Below are 15,830 nucleotides of genomic sequence, written 5' to 3'. Positions count from 1 at the left end.
CTCCGTGTGGTGCAGTCCTAGACAGCTCCACCACACCGGAGGTCTTCGCCTTGATCAAGCCCCCGCAGGTGTCAACAACGCTCGTGATCAATACAGCTAGAGCGCGCCGCGCTCCACGCAGCCGCGCAGGAACGCGGCCTGCCCGGCGTGCTGCAGGTCGTCCGACACCACGCTGACCAGCCGCACCGCGAGCGTCACCGGCGGATCCCAACTGGTGTCGACGACGCGGGGGAAGTCCGCCTCGTGCAGCGTCCGCAGATAGCCCAGGGTCTGCTCGCAGACCGCGTCGTGATAGCCGGTCAGCAGCTCGCCCGAGTCCACGCGCAGCGCTGCGACGTCCTTCGGGCGGTGGCCGTACCCGGTGTCGTACGGCGCGAAGGGCACGTCGAAGCGGTCGGCCCAGCCGGCGTCGGTCCACAGCTGCCCGGTGCCCGCGACATCGGCAACGTGGTCGTCCTGAATGCGCGTCAGGTGCCAGACCAGCCAGGCGATCGAGTTCGCGCCCTCGTCCGGACGCGCGTGCAGGCCCTCCAGGGGCACGCCCTCAACGGCCTCGTGCACGGCTTCCTGGATCCTGCCGAAGGCGTCGGCGAGCAGTTCCGCGCTCTTCATACGTGCTCCCTCGGTCTCCTCTGCCCGGCGGCCGCAGCCCGCGGCGCCCCTGCGCCCACGCTAGGCCCGTCGCCCCGCCGCGGCCACCCAAGGCTCCGGCGACCGGTGCCCGGGCCCCGCGTCAGCGGATCGCGAGGACCAGGTGCACGACGTAGTGCTCCTCCACCGTGCCGTCGGGGAAGTGCCGGGTCAGCCGCTCCCGTTCGGCGGCGAGGAAGGCCCGGGCGCGCTCCTCGCCGATCACCAGGAACGCCGACTGGGTGCCGATGTTCGCCAGGTGCACCTCGACGGGCACCCGCCGTGACCACGGCACCTGGAGCTCGGTGAACCCCGGCCCGTCCGGCAGCCGCCCCGAGCGGGGATGGGACAGCGCCGCGAAGAAGCCGCGCAGCCGCGCCTGCTCGGCGGCGATCCACGGCACCGAGGTGTCGGGGTCGTTGCGCCACAGCGCGAACGCGCCGCCCGGCCGCAGCACCCGCAGGGCCTCCGGAACCGACCGCCGCGGATCGGTCCAGTGCCACGCCTGGGCGTACGTCACGAAGTCGAAGGTGCCGGACGCCAGCGGCAGCCGGTCGCCGTCGCCGCGGACCAGGCCGACGTCCGGCAGGTTGCGGCGCAGCTCCGCGGCCATGCCGTCGCCCGGCTCCACGGCCACGACCCGGGCGCCGCGCCCGTGCAGCAGCGCCGTGGCGATGCCCGTGCCCGCGCCCACGTCGGCGACGAGGGCACCGTTCAGCCGCTGCCCCGCCAGCTCCTCGACGGCGTCGAGGAGGGCCGGCGGGTAGGAGGGCCGGTTCGCGGCGTACCGTCCGGCGGCCCGGTCGAAGGAGCGGGCACGAGGTGAACTGCTCATGCCCCCATGATCCCCCGCCCCGGGCCGCCCGCCGCGGCCGGTCAGTCCCAGCCCGCCGAGCCGTGGCCCCCGGCCCCCGCGGCGGGACGGATCCACCGTGTGGCCAGGAACGCCAGGCAGCTGACGGCGACGATCAGCAGTCCGGGGCCGATGCCGCCGCCGCTGCCGATCGCACCCAGCGACGTCGAATCGCTCGCCGTACCCGGGTACACCGGCGCGCCGCCCGGAGCCGTCGGGGCGGCCGGCACGCCCGGGGCCGCCTGCTGCCCGCCCTGACCGCCGCCGGCGCCGCCCGTACCGCCTCCGGCGCCCCCGCCCGCCGCACGGGTGGGCGCACCGGCGGAGGCGGGCGGCGCCGCGCCGTCCGGAGTCCCGCCGCCGACGGCCGGCGTCGCCGCGTCGCCGCTGTCCGCGGCGCGCGGCAGGTTCACACCGAGCGCCGCCATCGCCGAGGTCACCGGCTGGAAGAAGGTGATGCCGCCGGCGGTGCAGTCACCGCTGCCGCCCGAGGTGATCCCCAGCGCGAAGCCCTGCGCGAAGAGCGGGCCGCCGCTGTCGCCGGGCTCGGCGCACACGGAGGTCTGTATGAGACCGCCGACCGTCCCCTCGGGGTAGTTGACCGTCGCGTTCAGCCCGGTGACCTGACCGGAGTGCAGCCCCGAGGTGCTGCCGCTGCGGAAGACCTCCTGCCCCACGAACGGGTCGGCGGCGCCCGTGATCCGTACCACGCGGCCTGCGCCCACCCCGACCACGCTGCTGTGGTCCGAGCCGTCGTTCTGGTACTGCACGAGGGAGAAGTCGCCGCCGGGGAAGGAGGTCGAGACGGTGGTGCCGACGGGCTTGGTGCCCTGGTTGTCGGCGAACCAGCCGGTGCCCGGCGGGCCGCAGTGACCGGCCGTCAGGATGAAGTCGGTCGTCCCGTTGGTGACGTTGAAGCCCGCGGAGCAGCGGCTGCCCCGGGTCAGGATCGGCGCGGCCCCCGCGGTCCTGGTCGTGAAGGACGCCTCGGTGCGTTCCATGCGCACCTGCCCGCCGATGCCGTCCGCCACGGACTTCAGCCGCGCCCACTCCTCGGCGGAGACCGTGCTGTCGGCCAGCACGAGGACCTCGTTGGAGACCGGGTCGACCGACCAGGCCGTGCCGGGCACGCGCGGCGCCTCGCCCAGTTCGCCGGCCGCGTCCCGCAGGTCGCGCGTGCTGTAGCGGACGACCTCCGCCCGGGCGCCCGCCTCGGCGACCTCGGCCGCGGTCGCCTGGTCGGTCACGGCGACCACCGGGCGGCCCTGGTCGTCCACCCAGCTCCCGCCCGTCCGGGCCTCGCCGAGGCGCGCCGCCAGGTCCCTGGCGAGGCCCGCCGCGTCCGTCGCGCCCCGCGCGCCGTCCGGGGCGTCCAGCACCTGGCTGCCGCCTCCGGTCCGCGTGCCGTCGGGGGCCGCCCCGAAGGCCTGCGACATCAACACTCCGCCGCAGACGACTCCCGCGACGGCCACGAGCCGCAGCGCGCGCTGCACCTGACGCCGTTTGCGCCTCACCGTGCCCCCAATATCCGCTTCCGTACCTGCAGTCACCGGCATCCGCTGCCGCTGGTCCCGAGCGGGGACCCGGCCTTCCATACGTGCGGGGGAGCCGCGGTGCTCACCGTTCGCGGCGAGGATGCGGAACGCGCCCGGGTGCCGGGGGCGGGGAACGGCTCTATCGTGGCTGCGTCGCCGGAGCCGGCGATCCATCGAGCCATCAAGGAGCGGCATGGGCGGTCAGTTCGAGGCGGTCGTCGAGGTCGGGCGACCCGTGGCGGAGGTCTTCGCCTTCCTCGCGGACGGGCGCAACGACCCCGAGTTCAGCCCCCGCGTCCAGGAGATCGTGCGTACGCCGGACGCGCCGACCGCGGTCGGCACGGTGTTCACCAGCACCGTGAAGGACGCCGGGATGAAGTCCCGCCGGGAGTTCCGCATCACCGAGTTCGACCCGCCCCACCGGATCCGCTGGACCGAGCAGTCGAAGAACCTGGTCACCGCGGAAGGCGGTTACGACCTGGAGGCGGTGTCCGAGACCATCACCCGGGTGCGGATCTTCAACCACCTGGAGGGGCACGGCCTCGGGAAGCTGCTGGTGGGACTGGCCCTGAGCGCCGCGCGCAAGGACGCCCCGGCGTTCGGTCAGCGGATCAAGGCCGCCGTCGAGGCCTCCTGACCCCGCCCTCCGGTCCGTCCGCCGCCGCCCGGCCGCGTCGCCGCCGGCGGCGGGCACGGGTCACCCGGGCCCGCCGCCGACAGCGGACCCGGGTGACGTACTCGGCGCTCTCGCCCGCGCGCCGCGGTCGTCGGCCGGGAACAGCGGAACAGCGGCCGGGAGGCGCGGAGGTCCACGCGAAGGTTCAGTAGCGGAGCACCGCGGCGATCCGGTCGTGCTCCACGAGGCTGTCCGGCGCCACGAAGTGGACCTCGGCGCCCTTGTCGAGCGCGCTCTCCACCAGTTCGTCCACGATGTCCTCGCGGACGCCCTCCTCGAAGCCGCCCGCCTCGGGCGCGTCACCGTCCACCGGGATGAGGTGACCCTCGCTCAGGCGCACCGCGCGCTGGAAGTCCTCCTCGACCACGACCAGTTCGGCGCGGCCCTCGCACACGGACTCCCACACCTCGTCCAGCCCGGCCGCGAAGGTCCTGCGGCTGCGGGCGTCCACCAGCCTGCGGCCGATCCGTTCCGCCTCCCGCTCGGCGAACTCCCGCTGCGCCGGGGCGAGTTCCTGGAGCAGGGCCTGCACGGGGCCGTTCGCCAGACCGCCCTTGTGCACGACCGCCACCGCGGCGTCGGCGGCGTTGCCGACCTCCTTGAGCAGGGCGACCGCGTCCGGCAGCCCGACGACGTACAGCGGCCGGTCCTCGGTGGCCAGCAGCGAGGCGAGCGCGCTGTCGACGGACCGCAGGAAGCGCCGCGTCTCTTCGTCCCGGAAGGTGCTCGGGTGGTCCCCGACCTGCTCCTGCCGCTCGGGGTCCCACTGCACGGGATCGGGCTCCAGCGGGAAGCCCTGCGCCTCCTGGGGGTGCAGCGCCTGGCCGGTGCCGCTCCAGAGGGTGGCCCGGTCGGCCGCCACCGTGAGTACCCAGTACGGGCGCGCCCTGGCCTTCGCGGCCACCAGGTTGCGGGTGAGGAAGCTGTCGCTGAGCACCACCCGCTCGGGCACGGCCCGGGGCAGCGTCCAGATCTGGTGGTCCCGCTCGGTGGCGTACATGACGAGCCCGTCCAGCGAGTAGCGCAGGTCGACCTCGGCGGCGGCCGCCTTGAGCTGGGTCTTGATCGCCATCCGGGCCCGGCGGGACGCCTCGGGGTCGTGCTCGATCCGGCGCTCGGCCTCGGCGAGGAGATTGCGCAGCCGCACGGCGTCCTGGGCGTTGTCCGGTTCGCGCCGGTGCGTCGGCATGGTCAGCGACACCGCCGGATACGGCCTGGTCGCGCGCAGTTCTCGCAGGGCCCCGACCGTCAGGGCATCGGTTTCCATGATCGCCTCCCGGAGGGGTCCGCGGTCGCTCCCCGCGGACGGGTGCGGCCCACACTCCGAGACTCGCACACCAGCCGGGCCGCCGCCTGCCGGGGAGTGCCCGGGCGGAGCGGCGTTCAGGCGCCGTTGCGGTGCTGCGCGCCGAATCCGGAGTCCCAGGCCCACATGTGGGTGCAGCCGGGGCACTGCAGATGCACCACGGGCCCCTTGTTCGACAGCAAGTACCGCCAGTGGTCGGGGCAGTTGCGGCCCGCGGCGCAGGTGGCGCACTCACGGTGGTCCGCGCAGCGCGGGCAGGGGACCCACGCCCGTCGGCCGGGGTCGGCCGTGGGGTCAATCGGAATCAGCACCGTCGTCCTCCCCGGGCGTCTCGCGGGGCGGCAGCACACCGGCGGCGACGAGCGTGCGGTACACCGCCTCCTGCTCCTCGTCGAGGCCGGAGTAGAGCAGCCGGTACGCCGCGTCCTCCTCGCGGAGTACGGCCACCGGGTCCCAGTCGTCGCCGAGGGCGGCGAGGACCTCGGCCCGGCGGCGGGTCTCGTGGTCGGTGAAGTCCAGCTCGAACGCGTGGAGGCGGTCCGGGGTGTCGTCGTCGTTCATGTCGCCCGCTCCCGGGGCAATCGGGGATGAATCCACTCTGTGTAACAAAGTGTCGTGCCCAGGGGAAAGCTTTTGCGGTCCCGATGTGACGAACTCCATGCGGCTCCGCCGCTGGTCAGGGACGTACCAGCGGCGGAGCGCCAGGGGGCCGGGCGTCGGGCGTCAGGCCGGGGCCCGGGGCCCGGGTCCCGGCTGCCGTTCAGGAGCGCCGGGCGGCCTTGCGGCGCACCGTCCCGAAGGACAGCAACGGCTTGCGCGGGGCCGGCTCCGCGGCCTTGGTCCGCTTGCCGGCCCGCGCGGTCCGCCCGCTCCCGCCGGTCTTCCCGGACGTCCCGTCCGTGCCGGCCCGGCGGCCCCGGAACCCCCTCGTGATCCTCGACGTCCTGCCGTCGCCCGCGGTCTTCGCTGCCGGGGCCCCGGCGGTGGCCGCCGGGCGGACGGCGTGCACGGCCCGGCCGAGACGCCGCCCGAAGAGCAGGTAGCCCAGCAGCGCTCCCGCGGTGTTCATGATCACGTCGTCGACGTCGAAGGCGCGCCCCTGCACCACCGCTCCCTGCGCGAGCTCCACGAGGACCATCACCAGGCCGGTCGTCACCACCACGCGCAGTGCCCCGCGCGCCTTCGGGGCCAGCACCGGCAGCAGCACGCCGAAGGGCATGCCCAGCAGCACGTTCCCGCCGACCTGCCGCACCGCACCGGCCACCGTGTACCGCTCGTAGTACTGCCGCAGCGAGGCACCCGGCTGCAGGTTCGCGTGCGCGAGCCCTTCGGAGGCGTACGACGGCGCGAGCGTCGCCCGGGCCAGCACCGCCCCGAACGCCACCATCGCCACGAACGCCAGCGCCATCGCCGCCCATCGGACGAGCGCGGCCAGTGGTGACCGCCGCACCTCTTCCGTTCGTTCCGGCGCACGCCCGCGCACCGCCCATCGAGCCACCGACTTCCCCCTCCTGTGGTCATTCCGGTCGTGGTCTCCCCGTGTCACAGACCGGATACCCCGAGCGCCCCCCCGGAATGCGGGTGACCGCCACCCCGTGTCGGTCAACTCGGCGGCGCCGCCTGCTGAGGAGGCGGCGGTGGCGCCGGGCGCGGGCCACCGCCCGCACGTCCCGTCGCCGGCACCAGGGCGGGCGCCCGGCTGATCGCCAGGACGGCCGCGTCGTCGCCGAGGCAGCCGCCCGCGTGCGCGAGGAGGTCGGCGCACAGGCGCTCCACCAGCGCCTCGGGATCGCCGGGCGGCTGTCCCGCCAGGTGCCCGGTGAGGGGGTAGAACGTCCCGGACACGTCGCGCGCTTCGACGACCCCGTCGGTGTACAGCAGCAGGGTGTCGCCCGGCTGGAAGGCGAACGTGCGCACCGTGGGCTCGCCGCCGTCCCCGCCGGCGAACTGCGTGAGCCCCAGCGGCGGGGCCGGCGCGGGCATGTCCAGCGAGCTCACCCCGCCGTCGCGCAGCAGCAGCGGAGGGGGATGACCGCAGGTGACGACGTGGACCACCGGATCGTCGTCCGGGATGTCGGCGACGACCGCGGTGACGAACGACTCCGCCTCGTCCCCGGCGGGAGCGGCCTCCTCTGCGGGATCGGTGAGCTCCGAGGAGAGGGCCTGCTCCAGCCACAGCACGAGGGCCGGCAACTCCGCCTGCCGATGGGCCACGGCCCGGAAGGCGCCGAGGGTCAGCGCGGCCTCGTTCACCGCCTCCATGCCCTTGCCGCGGACGTCCCCCACGATCACCCGGGTCCCGGAGTCCGTCCGCACCGCCGCGTACAGGTCCCCGCCGATCTGCGCCTCCTCCTCCGCGGCCAGGTACACCGAGGCGATGCGCAGCGGTCCGATGCGCCCGGGGATGGGACGCAGCAGCACCCGTTGTGCGGTCTCGGCCACCGATCGCAGCCGCGTCACCTGCCGCTCGTGCGTGACCCGCAGATGCGCGAAGAACGTCGCCAGCACCGACATCAGGGCGAGGACGGCGATCTGCGCCGAGTGGTTGAGGTCCAGCGGCGTCGTGCGCAACCCGGCCACGACGATCTGCGCGGCGACCGCGACCCCGCCGACGACCATGGTCGTCCGGACCCCCGCGAACGACGCGGTGATCGCGGGGGCCGCCACCAGGAACGGGCCCAGATGGACCTCGGGCGGGGCCATGACGTCGACGACGGTGACCAGCAGGACCAGCACGAGCATGGCGGCCACCAGCAGGTGCCCGGGCCGCCACGACCGCCCCCACTGCTCGAGGCGTCGTGCAACGTCCATGACTCTTGGATACACCCGCGTCCGCGGCCCTGCCTGCCCGCGGCTTCCCGCGTCTTCAGGAACGCCACTTCTCCCGGACGACCACGGCGTGGACGCGCCAGCCCGACGGGGTGTGGCGCAGGCCGAAGGTGTAACGGCCGCCGCACACGAAATCGGGGGCGGTCGACTTCGTCCCCGGGCCCGCGAGCCGCATGGGGTTGACGTAGTCCGCCTCCGCCTCCGCCTCTGTCCCGGCCTCCGTCCCGGCCGACGGCGGGGCCAGGGTGATCCGGCGGTTGACGATCAGGTGCTGGCGCACGGGGAACAGCCGCATCGTCGAGGCGAGCCAGTCCGCGACCTCGACGGCGGGACCGGCGATGCCGCCCGCGGAGGTGTAGTCGGCCCGGCCGTCCGCGGTGAACAGCGCGACGTACGCCGCCCAGTCGCCGTCGTCGACGGCCGCGGCGTAACCGCTGATCAGCTCGTCCACCGCCAGCCGGTCCAGCAGGGTCTCCCACCGCGCTCGCGTCGTCATCGGCACAGTGTCGGGCACCCGGCGCGAAGAGCCAAGACACGTGCGGCGGACGGAACGCGCCACGACGTGCCCCGCGTGGTCACCCGGGGAGCGGGATGCGCATGCTCACCGAGCCCCGCAGGTCCAGCCACGCGGCGGACGGCCCGCGGACCAGCCGCAGGACCACGGTGTCGCAGCCGGGACAGCGCGCGACCAGCCCCGGGGCGTGGTCGTAGACGCGCAGGCCCGCCACCGGCCCGGTGAGCCCGCAGCCCGTGCAGCGGCCCTCGGCGGCCGTCATGTCCACCGCGAAGATCTCCCGGAGCGGTCCCGCCAGCGCGTTGCCGTCGGTGTAGGTGTCCGTGCCCCGTGCGCTCATCCCAGCCTCCCGTCGGCCCGGCCGTCCCGGCGCCCCCCACCCTACGCACCCCGTGACCACCCCGCCCGCCGTACGGCCCGCGCCCGCGCCGCCCCGTCGGACCTCCCGCGAGCCGTCGCCCCCCACGAGGCGTCCCGGTTCCCCACGGCGCGGGGGACCCCGTCAGCGCGGTTCGAGCGTGAGCAGCGGTTCTGCGAACACGGGCGACGGCGCGTCGGGATCCGCGGCGACGGCCTGTTCGAGGCGACCGAAGCCGGTCTCCACCTCCTCGGGGGTCAGCTGGGCGAAGAACGAGAGGGTGCGCAGGCGCAGCCGTTCCAGCACCTCGCCGCGGGTGCCCGGGGAGGGCTCGGTGACCGTGCGGTAGCCGACGACCTTCCAGCCGGCCGTGGTGAACATCGCGATGACCTCGTGCAGCGGCTGGAAGATCGCGGCGTCGGCCTCGTAGCCGCGAGGGAAGTGCTCCAGCCACCAGGGCCGGGGATGGTGGTCGCTGAAGTTCCCGCGCAGCAGCAGCCGACCGCCGGGCCTGAGCACCCTGGCCAGTTCCCGGACCGCCCGGGGCTTGTCCCGGACGTGGTGCCAGGAGAGGAACATCAGGGCGTAGTCGGCGCTCCCGGACGGGACGGGCATCTCCTCCGCGCTGCCGGCCAGATACCGCACGCCGGGATGCCCGGACCGGGTCCGCGCGACCTCGCGCATCCGGACGGACGGCTCGACGCCGACGACCGGCCCGAACGTCCGTGCCAGCGCCGGGGTGAACCTGCCGGTCCCCGAGCCCACGTCCAGCCCCGCCAAGGGGCGCCGTTCGGGCAGCGCGGCCTCGAAGGCGTCGGTCCACACCCGCAGTTGGTGCGCGGACAGGGCGCGGCCGCGCGCGTAGTCCCGGTACTGCTCCCTGTCGTAGTCGATCGGCCTCATCGCTTCTCCCGCGTCAGCCGGGTGACCGCAAGCGTCGTCCTGATGTGCCGGGCCGGCACGTCGGGACGGTACGGGCCGCCCCGTCGACCCCACAAGTGGGCCTGCCCGGCCGGGGCGTGGGGTGGCCGGTGCCGTCCCGCCACCCACCAGGACGGGGCGACGACCCCGGCCCCCACGCCTCCCGGAAAACCCGTTGCCCGACCGCCCGTCCATCGCCCATCATCTCCGGCATGGATCTGTGACCAGTGGCGCATGTGCGGAACGAGGACGGGTCGAGTCACTCCCCGTCCCGCTCCGCCATACCGCTCGAAGCCCGCACCGCGTGACCGACGCGGCCCGCGGGCTTCTTCACGCGACGTGATCCACGACGTCGCGCCGGCCGGCGTGCCGCGTTCCGCGGCGCCGGCCGTACGCCACTGATTCCGGAAGGCATCCCCCAACGCCGCACGGCGAAGCGCGATGCCTCCCGCGCATGCCCTGGAGCCCGCCGAAGCCATGAGTCGATCCCGTATCCGCAGTACCCGTGTGCCCACTGACGCCGGAGGCGTCGTCGACGTCGACATCGACCGGAAAGCCCTGTGGGTGGTCCGGGAACTCGGTCTGCCCGCCGTCGTCAAGGCGTGCGTCTCGTGCAGGTCCACGCGTCACCGTCCCACCGGGAAGATCCGCGTGAACGCCAACGGCAAACTCCTCGACGTCTGGTTGCTGATCTGCTGCGAGCTGTGCGGCCGTACGTCGAAGATCCCCGTCCACGAGCGTGTCCACGTGCAGGCGCTCGACAGCGAGCGGCTGCTGATGTTCGAGAACAACGACCCGGCCATGGTGCGCCGACTGGTGATGGACGGGGCGCCGGCCGGCAGGGCCTCGTACCGGCTCGACTGGAGCGGCACATGGGAGCTGGAGACCGACATGCCGTTCCACGAGACCGACCCTGAACGCCCGGTGCCGCTCGAGGTCTTCGTCAGGTTCGAACTTCCCGCGCCCATCCGGGTCGAGAGGCTCCTCACGGCCGGCTTCGGCCTGAGCCGGTCCACCGTGCGGGGCATGGCCGCGTCCGGGCTGCTGCGCCTGCCGGGCGCCGTGGACGCCAGGGTCCGGGAGGACTTCACCTTCTGCGTCGTCCCGCCCACACGGGCCGGAGGCGCGTGGGTGAGCGACTGACCCCGGGGCCCGCCGAACGGAGCCGCCTCTGCCGGGTGGAAGAGGCGGCCTCCGGTCCGGTCCGTGCGGAGGCTGCCTGCCGTCGGTCTACAGGCCGGGCCGGACGACCCCCGCGTAGAGGCGCAGTTCGGAGGGTCCGGTCGGCACCTTCCATCGGCGGAGCGCGTCCGTCGCACCGTCCGGCCACGCCCCCTCCTCCTGCTCGGCGACGAAGCGCACGACACGTTGCTGCGCCTCGCTCAGGTCGCCGAAGCACTGCGGCGGTTCGGCGGGATCACCCGGGAAGACCAGGGTGAACAGCGTCTGCGCCGTGTAGTACCTGTCGTGGAACCCTTCGCGGCCCGTGCAGCCGGCCAGGCCGGTCAGCATGGCATCGACCGCCCGGAGCGACGGGGCCTCGGACGTTCCGGACGCTTCGGCCAGGGCCATCGTCGCGAGGCCGATGTAGGAGCCGCTCAGGAACGACATGGTCCCGGTCTTCCCGGGCGGCCGGGCGACGGCCTCCGTCAGTGTGTCGACCACGTCCGGGCCGGCGATGCCGAACCGGGTCAGCGCGAAGGCGGAGGCCCAGCGCAGCTCGGCGACCGGGCTGTCCAGGTGGCGCCCGATGAAGGGGACGGCCGCGGGCTCGCCGAGCAGTCCGAGGGCGACCAGGCCCGTCGCCGCCGCTCCTGGTGAGCGTTCATCGGCGACGAACGCCTTCAGGAGCGGTACCGACGTGGCGGCGGACTCGGGGAACCACGCCAGCAGGTTCGCCGTCTCGGCCCGCAGTTCGGGGCTGTCGGAGGCGAGCAGGACGGAGAGCGGGGGAAGCGCTTCCCGGACGGCGTCGTAGCAGCGCACCACCGATTCGGCGGCGGTGAGGATGTGCTCCCAGGTCTCCGCACGGTCCTGGCGCTGCTCATCGTCAGCCGCCTTGCCGATCCAACGGGCCCAGTTGTCGGCCTCGCCGCGCAGGTCCTCCAGTTCGGCGCGGTCCTCCGCGGGGTCGTACCCGTTCGGCAGGTGGTTGTTGTCCAGTCCGATCGCGATGGCGCCCAGCAGTCCGACGATCCGGTGCCTGTCCGTGATCCTCGGGTCGAGCGCCATCCGCACGAGGAACGGAACGGTGTGCACCGCGGCCTGCGATCGCGTGCCCTGGTGCACGATGTGGCCGGCGAGCAGCACATGTGGCGGGTACGGGCCCTCCCACACCCCCGTCTGCATGGCCCGGAGGTGTCCGGGGACGTCGTCCGCCGCGCCGTAGGAGTGCCGCAACCGGGCCCAGGGCACGTCGTCCAGGCCCGCGAGAGGATCGTCTTCCGTCACGGCAGCAGATCCTGGCACACCGGGATCTCCCCCCTGCGGTCCGGATGCCCGGCCGGGCCCGGTCGGTCGTCGCGACGGCGGCGCGGGCGGGGCGCGGCGCGGATAGCCTCGGGCCATGCCGAGCTTCGAGATCACACCGATAGGCACGGTCAGCAACGACCGGACGGACGTGCAGCACACCGACAACTGGGGTGCCGTTCGCAGCACCATCACCGTCGACGAGCGCTTCGGCGAGTCATGCCTCCAGGGCCTGGAGGGCTTCTCGCACGTGGACGTCCTCTTCGTCTTCGACCGCTTCCCGGAGGACGGCGACGACCACCGCGAACCCCGCCCCTACCGCGGCCGTTCCGACCTCCCGCCCGTCGGTGTCTTCGCCGGGCGCGGCCCCCGCAGACCGAACCGCATCGGGGTGACGTCCTGCGCCATCGAGTCCGTCCGCGGCCGCGAACTGACGGTGGTGGGCCTCGACGCGGTCTCGGGCACCCCGGTCATCGACCTGAAGCCGACGATGCGGGAGTTCCGCCCGGAGAACGTCGAGCAGCCCGAATGGGTCGGCCGCCTGATGTCGGAGTACTTCAAGCGCTGAGGTGTCGCGGCCCTGGGAGTGTCCGGGGCTGCGTTCTCAACGTGCCGGGTAGGCGGGGCATCCGGGGTCGCGGGAGCGCCACGCGCCCGGTGGCCGGCTCAGGCCGTGCGCGAGGAGCCACGTCGTGGCCCCGGCCAGGCCGCGCGCCGAGTCGAGGGGGGAATGGTGGGAGCGCGAGGTCTCGGCGACGGTGTGCCCGCCGCAGTCCGGCTCGCGCTCGCACGGCACCCCGACCTCCGCCTCGACCTCCCACGGCGGACCCTGGCGCCGATCCCAGAGGCAGCGCCTCGGGATGTACAGCCGCGCGTGGAAGGAGACCTCGGGTACCTCGACGGAGCCGAAGACCCCTGCGAGCGTGAAGCCGTCGACGCGGTGGAACTCCAGGCCACCGCCGGTGCGACCGGCCTCGACGCCGAGGTGCCGGGCCAGTCGGCGGACGTGCTCATCGGCCTCGGCCAGTGCCGCGCGTACGGCGCCGGCGGCCTCCGGATCGGGGAACACCCAGTGCACATCGCCCCGCCCGAGCGGGATGGCTTCCTCCACGGGCACGAGTCTGACAGCCGCCCCGGAAAATGCGTGGCCCGTCCGTCGCCGTACGTGCCAAGGTGGAGCCACCGAAGGGGCGTAGCTCAGCCCGGCCAGAGCAGCGGACTCCAAACCCGCACGCCGCAGGTTCAAATCCTGCCGCCCCTGCAGACGACGGCGCGGCCGAAGCCCTCGGACCTGGGAGGACCTGGCTCCTGCCGCTCCAGGAATCCGGGGGCACCTCTATCGAAGATCGTCTGCTCGCTCGATGCTCGCTCGAAGTGACGGCTCGCCAGGGAGTTGATGGGGCGGCCGTCAACGGGGCCACGGGGCCAATGGGCTCGGCATGTGGCCATACTGAGAGGTCATCTCAATTGGCCTGGCCGCGTGCTTGAATGCGGGTGGCATGGGAGCGGGCTCTGTCGCATGATCACGCCATGACGAGTCCTGCCGCTTTCAGGGACCAGACCAATTGGTCCGATGGCTACTACGAGCCGGCCATTGAGGTTGGATCGAGTGATGATGCCCGGCTTGAGGCAGTCCTGCGTGCTCTGTGGTCCGCCGCAGACGTCCACGGGTGCTTCGGGCAGAGAGACCGTGAACCTGAGGAACAGGATCCCGTGCCGTGCACGGTTGGCTCATTGACCGAGTTCGGCCACCTCCACGGTCAGGTCCGTCTACCGACGGGCCAACTGGTTGTGTGTGGCTGTGTGGCGATCCGCGGCGGTGACGAAACCGGCGACTGGCTGGACTTCTATGTCCCCGTCGGCGCGTTGGGTCACGCGGGTCTTGCGTACTGGGACGGTCGTCCGTTCTTCAGGTCCGACATAATGGACGAATGGCTAGCTGCCATCGGGACCGAAACCTTCCAGAGCGCCTCCTTCGACCTGGCAGTCATCGGCTTCGACGTCTCTGGTTGCACCGACGTATCGACGCTGGCAGGAAGGTTGCCGCAGAGACGGGACATCGGATACCTGCTTCCACAAGGCAACGTCCTGCACTATGGCGCCGCCAACACCTGAGCCTTGCCGTTCCGGGTGGGCATGAGCCTGCGCTGGCAGATGAGGGTGCGGGCGATGTGGTGGGCAATGCCACGTTGCCGTAGCCATCTCCGCAGGTCTGCGTAGTCGTAGGCTCTGTCCGCGTGGAGTTTCGTGGGTCTGCGCCGACGCGGACCACGGCGTGAGCGGATCGACGGTATGCCGCGGATCAGGGGAATCAGGGCCTGGCTCTCGTGGGTGTTTCGCTGCTGAGACCCCGATGGAGACGGGCAGACCGGAACCTTCGGTGATCAAGTGGATCTTCGAGCCCTTCTAACCCCGGTCGACAGGATTCGGGCCTGTCAGGTCCCCCCTTTCGAGGCCCGCATGTTCACTGAGTCGACCGCGCACCGACTCCAGTCCAGATCCCCACGCCAGCCGAGTCCATCGAGCACCAGGCGGTGCGGCTTGGCCGACACCGGGGCCTTGCTCCACTGCGTGAACCGCCAACCGGGGAAGCCGGCGGTCGGCGCTTCACGTTCTGGGAACTTCCGGACGGCACGCCGGTGTCCATGGCAGGGGTGACGCCGCTGGTCGCGGGCCAGATGCAGGTGGGCCCCGTCTACACCCCCGGTCATGCGCGCGGCCGCGGGTACGCGGGTGCGGTGACGGCCGAGGTGAGCCGTGCCGCGCTCCGCGAAGGCGCGGCGAGGTCCTGCTGTTCACGGACCTCGCCAACCCCACGAGCAGGGGCGGGCGTCCACCAGCGCCTCGGACAAGTTCACGTTACGGACTTCCACGCGTTCGACCTACCGTGGTCAGGATCTGCGTGAAGCATTGGAACGCTGAGGCGCATGGACTGCGGACGGGGTTCTAGTCATCGACACTTCGGGAGAGGGACCTCACCTTGAGTACCTGCCCGGTTTTGGTGTTGATGAGATGAGCCGAGGCGTAGACTTCCTCGTCTCCGATCTCGGTGTTAATTGCTGCGCTGTTCATTCTGAATACTTGCTCCATTTTGTGTCCCTGGGCTCGCGGCTTGAGGGAGACTGCCTTCGGGCAGCCCTGCGCGAGGACGTCATCAGAGAAGTCGTCTTGCTCCCAAATGGTTGAGCAAGTCTGGTACGTGGTTTGATCCGCGATGTTCGCAGCTGTGTAGCTGATTTTCCACGTGACCGTCAGAATGAAGACACTGCCGTCCCACCGCACGACCAGCTTTGCATTGCTGAGTGTCGCTGCTGGCAGTAGCTTGGGCGAGGTCCCAACTGTGGGAACTTCGGCGGTACGCGGCGCTGTTGCGGCTGATGCCGCAGGCAAACTTCCCATGAGAGTCAACGTTGCTGCGGTAGCTACAAGCGTTTTCCGATTGCGCATGATGACCCACCCTCGGCGAGGTCCGGTCGTCAAACCTCATCAGCTGAGCTAAGGAGTTCCCATCCGTGGGGTGTGGGCATAAGCGCGTTTGCGCTACTCTCCGCGCTCCGGGGGCGATTGGCGTGCTGAGAAGTTGACGCGTGAAATAGATTGCTCATGGTCGTAGCGGCTAGGGTGCTCCGCCGTAGCGCGCTTCAACCTCAGGATATCTCTGGCTTTGGAAAGCGCTAGCGCTACCGGCCTCGAACGTAAAGGACCGGCCAGACGGAGGTGTCGGGCCTTACGCCGCTCC

General features: G+C 72.4%; 18 protein-coding genes, 1 tRNA gene and 2 pseudogenes. 6 read left to right on the top strand and 15 right to left on the bottom strand.

What is annotated here, in order from left to right:
• Nucleotides 1–96: 96 nt before the first annotated feature.
• The 3 genes from ACZ7MY_RS41930 to ACZ7MY_RS41920 form a co-directional block, all read right to left on the bottom strand.
• Nucleotides 97–612, bottom strand: coding sequence for a mycothiol transferase (locus tag ACZ7MY_RS41930; protein ID WP_499611388.1), 516 nt, complete (start codon nucleotides 610–612; stop codon nucleotides 97–99).
• A gap of 121 nt (nucleotides 613–733) precedes the next feature.
• Complete coding sequence (locus tag ACZ7MY_RS41925; RefSeq protein ID WP_499611386.1) at nucleotides 734–1,465, bottom strand: class I SAM-dependent methyltransferase; 732 nt, start codon at nucleotides 1,463–1,465, stop codon at nucleotides 734–736.
• Between the two features lie 41 nt (nucleotides 1,466–1,506).
• Nucleotides 1,507–3,039 carry a S1 family peptidase gene (locus ACZ7MY_RS41920; protein WP_499611384.1) on the bottom strand — a complete coding sequence of 511 codons (1,533 nt, stop codon included), beginning with the start codon at nucleotides 3,037–3,039 and terminating at the stop codon, nucleotides 1,507–1,509.
• 172 nt (nucleotides 3,040–3,211) lie between these two features.
• Between ACZ7MY_RS41920 and ACZ7MY_RS41915 the strand changes: the two genes are divergently transcribed.
• Nucleotides 3,212–3,655 carry an SRPBCC family protein gene (locus tag ACZ7MY_RS41915; protein ID WP_499611382.1) on the top strand — a complete coding sequence of 148 codons (444 nt, stop codon included), beginning with the start codon at nucleotides 3,212–3,214 and terminating at the stop codon, nucleotides 3,653–3,655.
• Between the two features lie 184 nt (nucleotides 3,656–3,839).
• On the opposite strand, the gene ACZ7MY_RS41910 is transcribed toward ACZ7MY_RS41915, so the two are convergent.
• The 8 genes from ACZ7MY_RS41910 to ACZ7MY_RS41875 all read right to left on the bottom strand — a co-directional run bounded on the left by ACZ7MY_RS41910 (nucleotide 3,840) and on the right by ACZ7MY_RS41875 (nucleotide 9,604).
• Nucleotides 3,840–4,961 (bottom strand): baeRF3 domain-containing protein, encoded by a 1,122-nt coding sequence (locus ACZ7MY_RS41910; protein ID WP_499611379.1) that lies wholly within the window; start codon nucleotides 4,959–4,961, stop codon nucleotides 3,840–3,842.
• 116 nt (nucleotides 4,962–5,077) lie between these two features.
• Nucleotides 5,078–5,308 (bottom strand): hypothetical protein, encoded by a 231-nt coding sequence (locus ACZ7MY_RS41905; RefSeq protein ID WP_499611394.1) that lies wholly within the window; start codon nucleotides 5,306–5,308, stop codon nucleotides 5,078–5,080.
• Nucleotides 5,295–5,561, bottom strand: coding sequence for a DUF6400 family protein (locus ACZ7MY_RS41900; protein WP_499611377.1), 267 nt, complete (start codon nucleotides 5,559–5,561; stop codon nucleotides 5,295–5,297). The genes ACZ7MY_RS41905 and ACZ7MY_RS41900 overlap by 14 nt, the downstream gene beginning before the upstream one ends.
• 199 nt (nucleotides 5,562–5,760) lie before the next feature.
• Nucleotides 5,761–6,450 carry a VanZ family protein gene (locus tag ACZ7MY_RS41895; protein ID WP_499611374.1) on the bottom strand — a complete coding sequence of 230 codons (690 nt, stop codon included), beginning with the start codon at nucleotides 6,448–6,450 and terminating at the stop codon, nucleotides 5,761–5,763.
• Between the two features lie 152 nt (nucleotides 6,451–6,602).
• Complete coding sequence (locus tag ACZ7MY_RS41890) at nucleotides 6,603–7,811, bottom strand: PP2C family protein-serine/threonine phosphatase (protein ID WP_499611372.1); 1,209 nt, start codon at nucleotides 7,809–7,811, stop codon at nucleotides 6,603–6,605.
• Between the two features lie 55 nt (nucleotides 7,812–7,866).
• A complete protein-coding gene (locus ACZ7MY_RS41885) occupies nucleotides 7,867–8,325 on the bottom strand; it encodes a nuclear transport factor 2 family protein (protein ID WP_499611370.1) in 459 nt (152 codons plus the stop codon).
• A 79-nt stretch (nucleotides 8,326–8,404) separates the two neighbouring features.
• A complete protein-coding gene (locus ACZ7MY_RS41880) occupies nucleotides 8,405–8,683 on the bottom strand; it encodes a DUF6510 family protein (protein WP_499611367.1) in 279 nt (92 codons plus the stop codon).
• A 162-nt stretch (nucleotides 8,684–8,845) separates the two neighbouring features.
• Nucleotides 8,846–9,604, bottom strand: a complete 759-nt coding sequence (locus ACZ7MY_RS41875) for a class I SAM-dependent methyltransferase (protein ID WP_499611365.1) — start codon at nucleotides 9,602–9,604, stop codon at nucleotides 8,846–8,848.
• A gap of 525 nt (nucleotides 9,605–10,129) precedes the next feature.
• Between ACZ7MY_RS41875 and ACZ7MY_RS41870 the strand changes: the two genes are divergently transcribed.
• Nucleotides 10,130–10,765: a DUF1062 domain-containing protein gene (locus ACZ7MY_RS41870; RefSeq protein WP_499611363.1), complete on the top strand. Its 636-nt coding sequence runs from the start codon at nucleotides 10,130–10,132 to the stop codon at nucleotides 10,763–10,765.
• Between the two features lie 87 nt (nucleotides 10,766–10,852).
• On the opposite strand, the gene ACZ7MY_RS41865 is transcribed toward ACZ7MY_RS41870, so the two are convergent.
• A complete protein-coding gene (locus ACZ7MY_RS41865; protein ID WP_499611360.1) occupies nucleotides 10,853–12,073 on the bottom strand; it encodes a HEAT repeat domain-containing protein in 1,221 nt (406 codons plus the stop codon).
• A gap of 115 nt (nucleotides 12,074–12,188) precedes the next feature.
• Between ACZ7MY_RS41865 and ACZ7MY_RS41860 the strand changes: the two genes are divergently transcribed.
• On the top strand, nucleotides 12,189–12,659 hold the full coding sequence (locus tag ACZ7MY_RS41860; protein WP_499611357.1) for an SAM-dependent methyltransferase: 471 nt from the start codon (nucleotides 12,189–12,191) through the stop codon (nucleotides 12,657–12,659).
• Nucleotides 12,660–12,695: 36 nt separating this feature from the next.
• Here ACZ7MY_RS41860 and ACZ7MY_RS41855 read toward each other — a convergent pair whose 3' ends face one another.
• On the bottom strand, nucleotides 12,696–13,202 hold the full coding sequence (locus tag ACZ7MY_RS41855; RefSeq protein WP_499611355.1) for a hypothetical protein: 507 nt from the start codon (nucleotides 13,200–13,202) through the stop codon (nucleotides 12,696–12,698).
• A 75-nt stretch (nucleotides 13,203–13,277) separates the two neighbouring features.
• Between ACZ7MY_RS41855 and ACZ7MY_RS41850 the strand changes: the two genes are divergently transcribed.
• Nucleotides 13,278–13,352: transfer RNA gene (locus tag ACZ7MY_RS41850), tRNA-Trp, on the top strand.
• Nucleotides 13,353–13,621: 269 nt separating this feature from the next.
• Entirely contained in the window at nucleotides 13,622–14,206 is a 585-nt protein-coding gene (locus ACZ7MY_RS41845; protein WP_499611353.1) for a hypothetical protein, read from the top strand.
• A gap of 47 nt (nucleotides 14,207–14,253) precedes the next feature.
• Here the strand turns inward: ACZ7MY_RS41845 and ACZ7MY_RS41840 are convergent.
• Nucleotides 14,254–14,670: pseudogene (locus ACZ7MY_RS41840) on the bottom strand (transposase); the annotation flags it as partial.
• Nucleotides 14,671–14,691: 21 nt separating this feature from the next.
• Here ACZ7MY_RS41840 and ACZ7MY_RS41835 point away from each other — a divergent pair.
• Nucleotides 14,692–14,997 (top strand): annotated as a pseudogene (locus ACZ7MY_RS41835) (GNAT family N-acetyltransferase); the annotation flags it as partial.
• Nucleotides 14,998–15,037: 40 nt separating this feature from the next.
• Here ACZ7MY_RS41835 and ACZ7MY_RS41830 read toward each other — a convergent pair.
• Entirely contained in the window at nucleotides 15,038–15,538 is a 501-nt protein-coding gene (locus tag ACZ7MY_RS41830; protein ID WP_499611351.1) for a hypothetical protein, read from the bottom strand.
• Between the last annotated feature and the right edge of the window lie 292 nt (nucleotides 15,539–15,830).

It is taken from the genome of Streptomyces sp. NPDC111520 (assembly GCF_055635295.1).
The sequence above is the reverse complement of the archived record's forward strand: the minus strand, read 5'-3'. Positions and strand labels throughout refer to the sequence as shown.